Origin of the sequence: Acinetobacter lwoffii, assembly GCF_052078135.1 — a bacterium.
In the GTDB taxonomy this organism is placed as follows: domain Bacteria; phylum Pseudomonadota; class Gammaproteobacteria; order Pseudomonadales; family Moraxellaceae; genus Acinetobacter; species Acinetobacter lwoffii_Z.
Window position 1 is genome coordinate 1 of the sequence record NZ_JBQGUZ010000043.1, and the last position, 8,963, is coordinate 8,963.

At 36.8% G+C, this 8,963-nt stretch carries 6 protein-coding genes and 2 pseudogenes; 5 read left to right on the forward strand and 3 right to left on the reverse strand.

Features of this window, described 5'->3' with window-relative positions:
• The first annotated feature begins 98 nt into the window (after nucleotides 1-98).
• On the forward strand, nucleotides 99-842 hold the full coding sequence (locus tag ACTL4S_RS15935; RefSeq protein ID WP_253145952.1) for a LysR substrate-binding domain-containing protein: 744 nt from the start codon (nucleotides 99-101) through the stop codon (nucleotides 840-842).
• A 288-nt stretch (nucleotides 843-1,130) separates the two neighbouring features.
• Here the strand turns inward: ACTL4S_RS15935 and ACTL4S_RS15940 are convergent, their stop codons facing one another.
• The gene (locus ACTL4S_RS15940; RefSeq protein ID WP_441299659.1) at nucleotides 1,131-1,760 is read right to left on the reverse strand and encodes a LysE family translocator; all 630 of its coding nucleotides are present in this window, start codon (nucleotides 1,758-1,760) and stop codon (nucleotides 1,131-1,133) included.
• Nucleotides 1,761-1,853: 93 nt separating this feature from the next.
• On the opposite strand from ACTL4S_RS15940, the gene ACTL4S_RS15945 reads away from it, so the two are divergent.
• The 4 genes from ACTL4S_RS15945 (at nucleotide 1,854) to ACTL4S_RS15960 (ending at nucleotide 7,264) form a co-directional block, all read left to right on the forward strand.
• Complete coding sequence (locus tag ACTL4S_RS15945; protein WP_253145954.1) at nucleotides 1,854-2,303, forward strand: Lrp/AsnC family transcriptional regulator; 450 nt, start codon at nucleotides 1,854-1,856, stop codon at nucleotides 2,301-2,303.
• 298 nt (nucleotides 2,304-2,601) lie between these two features.
• Nucleotides 2,602-3,237, forward strand: coding sequence for an acrylate utilization transcriptional regulator AcuR (acuR, locus tag ACTL4S_RS15950; RefSeq protein WP_004647830.1), 636 nt, complete (start codon nucleotides 2,602-2,604; stop codon nucleotides 3,235-3,237).
• 89 nt (nucleotides 3,238-3,326) lie between these two features.
• Nucleotides 3,327-4,304: an acrylyl-CoA reductase (NADPH) gene (gene acuI, locus ACTL4S_RS15955; RefSeq protein ID WP_086044951.1), complete on the forward strand. Its 978-nt coding sequence runs from the start codon at nucleotides 3,327-3,329 to the stop codon at nucleotides 4,302-4,304.
• Nucleotides 4,305-4,597: 293 nt separating this feature from the next.
• Complete coding sequence (locus ACTL4S_RS15960; protein ID WP_253145955.1) at nucleotides 4,598-7,264, forward strand: excinuclease ABC subunit UvrA; 2,667 nt, start codon at nucleotides 4,598-4,600, stop codon at nucleotides 7,262-7,264.
• A 168-nt stretch (nucleotides 7,265-7,432) separates the two neighbouring features.
• Here ACTL4S_RS15960 and ACTL4S_RS15965 read toward each other — a convergent pair.
• A pseudogene (locus ACTL4S_RS15965) lies at nucleotides 7,433-8,523 on the reverse strand (IS3 family transposase).
• A 64-nt stretch (nucleotides 8,524-8,587) separates the two neighbouring features.
• Nucleotides 8,588-8,695: pseudogene (locus tag ACTL4S_RS15970) on the reverse strand (site-specific integrase); the annotation flags it as partial.
• Nucleotides 8,696-8,963: the final 268 nt, after the last annotated feature.

Sequence of the window (8,963 nt, forward strand, 5' to 3'; positions counted from 1 at the left end):
TAGCAGTCCTTAACAGATTTACGGAATTAGGTCGACCACTTACCCAAGTTACGCCTTAAATTTGGCTCAATTAGGGGCGCTTTGCATTTCAAATCTTTGTGCAACAAAGCCCTTCTGAGGGGGAAATTTATTATGAAAATGCTGTGCGTATCTTGAAAGAAATTGATGATATGGAACAACTCGTTGCAAGTAGCCGTAGTTCACCTAAAGGGTTATTACGAGTAAATGCACCTTTTGGTTTTGGTCGTAAATATATAGCACCAGCAATTTCATCTTTTATAAAAAAATTCCCTGAGATTGAGGTACAACTGCATTTAACAGACCGTCCAGTTCATCTCCCTAGTGATACTATTGATGTTTCTATTCATTTTGGGCAAATCCCAGATTCAAGATTAATAGCAAAACGAATCGCAGCAAATAAAAGGCTATTATGTGCTTCACCGTTTTATTTAAATGCGGCTGGAACTCCCTTAAATCCACGAGATCTTACGACTCATCAATGTATAGTACTGAGACAAAATGATGGTGCTTATGCCAATTGGCGTTTTTCTAAAGGTAATAAGGAAGAAACCGTTAAAGTTCATGGAAAACTCAGTAGTAACGATGGCCAGGTGACACTAGACTGGGCTCTTGATGGTCATGGAATACTAATGAGGGCAGAATGGGATGTCTTAAAGTATTTAAAAAGCGGAAGATTAATTCAAATCTTAAAAGAATATGAAACTCCGCCTGCTGATATTTACGCTGTATATGCAGACAGATTGGAGCATTCACCTCGAGTAGCACATTTTCTTGAGCATTTAAAAGACTATTTAAAAGATTATATTAATTCTCAAATGTAATTTTTAGGATTCTCTATATATTCAGTTACTTATATCATCCGGTACTAAATGAAGACTTTTTCCTATTCCTCTCCCTCCTTTAAAAAGTAAGCAAGGAGTTAAATATAGATTAAGCAGAGGAGCTAATCAAAATCGTGAAACATGGGAAAAATATTAATCGTGGAACATAAAAATCAACAAAAAAGCCCACCTTGGGGAGGTTGGGCAAAAAAGGAACTACAGCTTTGAATTTTCAAGAGAATTATAACGTATTTCGTATAAGGTGTATTATGTTAATTTTAGGAAATCTTAAGAAATAGCTATAACATTTGTTATGATTAATTTGATAGTGGTGGGTAAAACTGCCATTAATAAAGCTATAGACATACTTAAATTAAATATACGAGCATATCGGATATTCATAAGTAATTTTCGTAAAAAGGTTCCCGCTACAGCCCAAATTCCAACACAGGGAATAGTAATAAATATAAGTACTAAAGCAGCAAAAAAAATCTCTAAAAAATTACTTTCCATAGAAAAATATGTAGTAACTGTACTGATAGAAACAATCCATGCTTTTGGATTTATCCACTGAAACATAGCTCCTTCAATAAAACCCATAGAGGGCTTTCTATCCTGATTTATTTCTAAAGTACCACTTGAAGCTATCTTCCAAGCAAGCCACACGATATATAAAGATCCGATAAGACTTAAAATAAGATGAAGTTCAGGTATGAAATCGAAGATTTGGCTTATTCCCATTCCTAGAGCCAAAAGTTGTAAGCCTACACCTATAGAAATTCCTAGGATTAATGGAATAGTTTTCCATATACCAAATCGGGCGCCTGATATCATAACGAAAGCATTATTAGGGCCAGGCGTACTTGTCATAACAATACAGAAGATAATGAAAGGAATAAAAAGGGTAATGTTTGTCATATCAAGCTAAAAAAAATGAATAAACATATTTTATTGTTAATAAAACTAAATTAAATTGTATATTTAGCTTATATAGACACCTATTCACAATAAATGATTAATTTAGATAGATTAGACCGCAGAATATTGTCCGAACTTGAAAGTGATGCTCGCTTAACCAATTTAAAACTAGCTGAACGTATAGGACTATCTCCTTCAGCTTGTCTTAGACGTGTACAAGAATTAGAAAAAATTGGAATAATAAAAGGATATAAAGCTGTTATCGATAGATCTCTTCTAGGCATTGGTCTAGTTATGTATGTTTCGATTGGTCTTTCATGCCATTCAAAAGAATGCCTGAATGCTTTTGAGGAAATTATATTCTCATCTACAGAAGTAGTTGAGTGTCATACAATTACTGGAGCTATAGAGTATCTTTTACGAGTAGAAGTAGCAGATATTAAATCGTATAAAAAGTTTCATACAGAAGTTCTAGGGACAATTAATTCCATCTCATCAATTACAAGCTATTTAGTAATGGACACAACAAAAAATGAAAGATAATAGTTTTTAAACTAGCCTTTTAGTATAAAAATCCATAGAATTTTATTCCATTTAACTTATGTTTACCTAAAATCTAGTTTATAAATTATTTTTACAATATATTTATTAATTTCAATATTTTGAAGAAAAATAATAGAAATTTATAAAAAATTAGTTCATAAACTTATAGGATTTTTAAGAGCATTTATATGAATGACTAAGTACTGTGAAAAAAGAGAACTAGATGACGTTTAGATAAAATTTTCAATCAAATAATCTTATTGTTGTTATTTCTAGTCACATAGTCTATTTTTATTATATGAATTATTCTTCCTCACCCAAAAGACCACGTGGTCGACCAACCAAACACGGCTGTAACTATGCAGACACTAAAGAAGTTTTAATCCACCGAGGTATCGAGTTACTGACCGAACGTGGAATGAATGCTATGAGCTTGGACGATCTCATGAAATCAGTCCAAGTTCCTAAAGGGTCTTTCTACCATTATTTTGTAAATAAAGAGGCTTTTATTTTAGAAGTCTTAGATGCTTATGAACTTTATTTTGTGAAGCGATTGAATAAGTTTTTAAGTCAAACTGATCTTTCCCCACTAGAAAAGCTGCAAAATTTTGTAAAAGATGCGGGTGAAAAAATGCAAAAATATGATTTTAAACGAGGTTGTATTTTAGGTAACTTAGGACAAGAAGTGTCGTATTTACCACAAGAAATCATTGCCCGAATCGAAAATATCTTTAAGGTATGGGAGAAATTAGTTTCTGATTGCCTACATCAGTCAAATTCACAATATAGCCTAGCTGATTGCGATGAAGCTGCTTATCAGTTTTGGATTGGGTGGGAAGGTGCAGTTCTAAGAGCACGTTTGGTCAAATCAACAAGTCCCTTAGATGCATTTTATCGCTTGTTTACTTTAGCTGTAAAACAACAAATCACGTAAAAAGTTAATTAAAAAATAAATGCAGACGTCTGTATTTATTTTTTAATTAATTCTAGACAAGCAGTCTAATTAAATGGAGAGGAAGTTCTATGTACAAAGGTATTGTAATTACTAAAGATGAAGCAGGTTACACATCACAAATTACTGAGATTGCATCAAAGCCTTTACAAGAAGGAGAGGTTAGAGTCGAAGTCAAATATTCAACACTCAATTATAAAGATGCTTTAGCCATTACTGGGCGTTCACCAGTGGTGCGTAGTTTTCCTTTGACCCCAGGCATCGATTTTTCGGGTGTTGTGATTGAATCAAAACATCCAGCATGGAAAGAAAGAGATGAAGTTCTACTGAATGGTTGGGGAGTGGGTGAGAAGTATTTTGGAGGGCTAGCCGAGCAAGTCACTGTTTCTGGTGATTGGCTCATACAAAAACCTTCTGCTTTTTCTTTTAAAGATACGATGGTTATTGGTACAGCAGGTTATACCGCAATGTTGTGTGTCATGGCTTTACAAAAACATGGTATTAAACCAAGTGATGGAAAAATTTTAGTGACAGGTGCAAATGGTGGAGTAGGTAGTATTGCCATTATTATTTTGAATCATCTTGGTTATGAGATTACAGCTTCAACTGGTCGACCTCAAGAGTCAGAATATTTAACCTATCTAGGTGCGAGTGAAATTATTGATCGTATTGAATTATCTTCCCCAGGAAAGCCATTAAACAAAGAAGTTTGGGCTGGCGTGATTGATACTGTTGGTAGCCATACTTTAGCGAATGCATGTGCTAGTACAAAATATCGTGGTGCAGTTGCTGCGTGTGGTTTGGCAGGCGGAATGGATTTTCCAGCAACAGTTGCTCCATTTATTCTAAGAGGGATTACCTTATATGGAATTGATAGCGTGATGGCACCAATCGAATTAAGAAAAGAAGCATGGGAACGTTTAGCTACAGAATTGGATCAAACAAAATTAGAAAAAGTTACGACTGAAATTCAGTTAACAGATGCTTTAAATATTTCAAATGAAATTTTAGATGGAAAAATTCGAGGTAGAGTTGTTGTACAGATATAGTTCAACAAAATGAGTTGTGGGACTGTTCTAAATTTTGTGTAAGTACTTAATTTTCATTTATCCTACTGAGGATAATAAAAAAAGGTACTTCACATGGATGAAGCTACAATCAAAAGTATGGCAGCTGAATTAGCTAAAGGTTTAAAACTCCTGAAGATTTAAACCAAATGACAGCCATATTTAAATGTATTAGTTTAGCAATGAATTGTTTTACGATTCAGTTCGATGATCGATTAAAAGATCATTTATAAAAAATGGGACTTACACAAAATAATTTACAGGCTCGTAGAAACATGAAAACACATTCTTTTGGTGAACACAATAACATTACTTTATCTAATAATTGTATTGAAGTTCGAGGTGCACGTGAGCATAACCTTAAGGATGTAGATGTTTCTATCCCAAGAAATGCACTTGTTGTTTTCTCAGGTGTATCGGGTTCAGGAAAATCATCACTTGCTTTTGGAACTATTTTTGCTGAAGCACAAAGAAGATATTTCGAATCTGTTGCACCTTATGCAAGACGCTTAATAGATCAGGCCGGAGTACCAGATGTTGATGCTATTGATGGTCTACCACCAGCAGTAGCATTGCAACAACAACGTGGTGCAAGTAATACCCGTTCTTCTGTTGGAAGTGTAACAACTTTATCAAGTCTCGTGCGAATGATTTATTCGCGTGCTGGTGCATATCCTGCCGATCAGCCAATGTTATATGCCGAGGACTTTTCACCGAACACTCCTCAAGGTGCTTGTCCTACCTGTCATGGTTTAGGTCACATTTATGAAGTTACAGAATCGACAATGGTTCCTGACCCAACACTCAGTATTCGTGAGAGAGCTATCGCATCATGGCCACCTGCTTGGCACGGGCAAAACTTACGCGATATCCTAGTAACCCTAGGGTATGATGTTGATCGACCATGGAAAGATTTACCGCAATCGGATAGAGACTGGATTTTATTTACTGAAGAAACCCCAACAGTTCCTGTCTATGCTGGTTTAAGCCCCGCTGAGACTCAATCTGCACTTAAACGTAAACTAGAACCCAGCTATATGGGCACTTTCACTGGTGCTCGTCGCTATGTCCTTCATACTTTTGCTAATACCCAAAGTACGTTGATGAAAAAACGTGTTTCACGTTTTATGGAAGGAAAAATATGCCCTTCCTGTCATGGTAAACGCCTTAAACCAGAAGCCTTATCTATTACCTTTGCTGGAGTAGATATTGGTGAGTTTATGCAACTTTCTTTGGATAAGTTAACTTGCCTGCTTGAGCCCATTGTTCTTGGCAATTTCGACGCTCATGATGCTGGAGAAAAGACTAATAATAAAGTAACCCAACTTGATAGATCTGAACGAGCAACAACAGGTAGAGCAGTGCATTCTGTATCTCCAGATGTAAGACGTACGTCAGCACTTTCAGATGAAAAGAAAATTGCTGCCCAGCGTTTAGCAAATGGTGTGGTGGGGCGTTTAAATCAATTACGCCAGTTAGGTCTTGGTTATCTAACATTAGATAGAGCCACACCGACTCTTTCAGCGGGAGAGTTACAACGTTTGCGTTTAGCAACACAATTAAGTTCTATGCTATTTGGTGTAGTTTATGTACTGGATGAACCGTCTGCTGGATTACATCCTTCAGATAGTCAGTCATTATATGATTCTCTCGATAAATTAAGAGACGCTGGAAACTCCGTATTTGTTGTAGAGCATGATTTAGAGCTCATGCGTCGTGCTCAATGGTTAGTGGATGTTGGACCAGATGCAGGAGAGCAAGGTGGTAATATTTTATATAGTGGAGTACCTCAGGGTTTAAGTGAGATTTCAGCTTCACGTACTGCAAGTTATTTATTTAATAAAATCCCAGTTACTCAAAGTTATGGACGTACACCCTCTGGTTGGCTTGAACTTAACAATATTTACCGACATAACCTGCATAATATTGATGCTCGTATACCTCTTGGTGTACTTACAGCAGTTACAGGTATTTCAGGTTCAGGTAAATCTAGTCTCGTTTCTCAAGCTTTACCCGAGTTAGTACTTTCATATTTAGGCAATGAGTCTGAAACTGAAAACAATAATGAAAATAATCCTTTAAATGAAGGAATGTTGGTTAACGAGGTTACACAGGGTTCTCTGGCTGGTGATGTGGAGGCTATACAGCGTCTGGTACAGGTTGATCAAAAACCAATTGGCCGTACTCCACGTTCTAATCTGGCAACTTATACGGGTTTATTTGATCATGTTAGAAAGTTATTTGCTGGGACTCCTGAAGCTCGCCAAGCTCATTATGATGCTGGACGTTTTTCGTTTAATGTGGCTAAAGGGCGATGTGAAACTTGTGAAGGTGAAGGCTTTGTCAGTGTAGAGTTATTGTTTATGCCAAGTGTATATGCCCCTTGTCCGACATGTCATGGTGCTCGATATAATGATGACACTCTGAAAATTCGCTGGAATGGACGTAATATTGCTGAAGTATTAGGAATGACCGTCAATGAAGCACGTGATTTTTTTGATGGAGAGGTCTCGATTGCTCGTTCACTACAATTATTAAAGGAAATTGGCCTTGGTTATTTACGTTTAGGGCAACCAGCGACTGAACTATCTGGTGGAGAAGCGCAACGTATTAAATTGGCGACCGAGCTGCAACGCAATCAGCGTGGAAATACACTGTATATACTTGATGAGCCAACTACAGGTTTGCATCCATCAGATGTAGATCGATTGTTAGTTCAATTGCAGCGATTAGTCGATGCGGGTAATACCGTGGTTATGATTGAGCATGATATGCGTGCCGTTGCACAAGCAGATTGGGTGATTGATGTGGGACCAGGTGCTGGAAATGCTGGTGGGAATATTGTTGTGGCAGGAACACCAAAACAAATAACAGAAAATCAAGATAGCCGTACTGCTCCATATTTAGTTAATGAGTTAGTGAGTCGTGATACTAAACGTTGATATTGCGAGTGGGTAGAATAAATCCTTAAATTAAAAGCCTGTAAAATCAATCAGATATTTTTTGTTTTAGGTGGTGTGTGAGCATGAAATCTAAAAGTTTTTTTCAACTAAGGGCTTTGTTGCACAAACGGTAATCCTCCCATAAATAACTGAAGTTAAAAGTAGAGGTTAAGCAGCCATTAGAGGTGGCCTTCCTTTGTTTGCTTGGTGTGGTCTTTCATGGTTGTAATGCCACAGCCAGTTTGTTGCATAATCTTGTACTTCATCCAAAGTATCAAATAAATGTTTGCTCAGCCAACTATAACGTATAGTCCGATTATAGCGTTCAATATACGCATTCTGCTGTGGTTTACCTGGTTGAATATATTCAATACGAATACCTTGTTCAGTTGCCCAGCGTACAAATTCGTGACTGATAAACTCCGGGCCATTGTCACACCGAATAACTAACGGTTTTTCTCGCCATTCCAATAACTGATTCAATGTGTGAATAACCCTGATCGTGGGTAATGAGAATTCTGCTTCAATAGTCAAACCTTCTCGACGGTAATCATCAATCACATTCAACAATCGGAACTTACGACTATCGATCAGCTGGTCATGCATAAAATCCAGTGACCAGACCTGATTTGCCCGGATCGGCTCTTTCAGTGGTTCTGGTGCATGCCGTTTTAGTCTTCTTCTCGGTTTAATGCGCAGATTCAGTGCTAACTCACAGTAAATGCGATAAACACGTTTATGATTCCAAACATGGTTTTCAACATGACGTAGATAAGAGAAACACAGACCAAAACCCCAATCTGTATTTTCTTCAGTGAGCTCAATGAGCTGTTCTGCAATTAATGTATTGTCATCGTTTAACTTGGATCGATAACGGTAGCAGGTTTCACTGATACTAAATGCTCGGCAAGCCAAACGAATGCTAATCGCATAGTGGGCAACTGCCTGTTGTGCCATCTTACGTCGGCAAGATGGCCTCACCCTTGCGCAGCAGTGCTGCTCATTGCCATCGCTTCCTGAATGATCTCTGCCTTTAAGCGTTCCTCAGCATACATCTTTTTAAGTCTGGTATTTTCTGCTTCCAGTTCTTTGAGTTTTGCCATTAATGATGTATCCATACCGCCATATTTGGCACGCCATTTATAGAAGGTCGCATTACTCATACCGTGTTCACGACAAAGGGCGGCTACAGGTGTGCCAGACTCCGCCTGTTTCAAAATGGACATGATCTGACTGTCAGTAAATTTAGATGTTTTCATGCAGAATCTCCTGCCTATACTTTAAGAGAAAATTCTATTTTTAGGTCCTATTGTTTTTAGGAGGGATTACTGGGTACAAACATGGACATGATGAATCCAGATCAAACAAAAGAATAATTTGATTTTCGTTTGAAACTTTCTTTTCCAAATGAATTGTTTTTAAAGCAAACATAGTAAAGTTTATGAAGTATTCTTGAGGTCAACATATTATATTTTACAAATGAAATTGAAATTATTTAAGTTATTGAATTTTCGTTTAATAAAAGAAGATATGAAGTTATTATCAGGTATAAGTCATTTAACATAATCAATATTATACGAAATCAGTGTGTTAGAACCCATTTAAAGTGTCTATATTCTCACCAATAAAAATGTCTGGTTTATGATGGTTTTTATCACCATGGACTGGATATAAAATATAGATGCTGATCACTATGTCT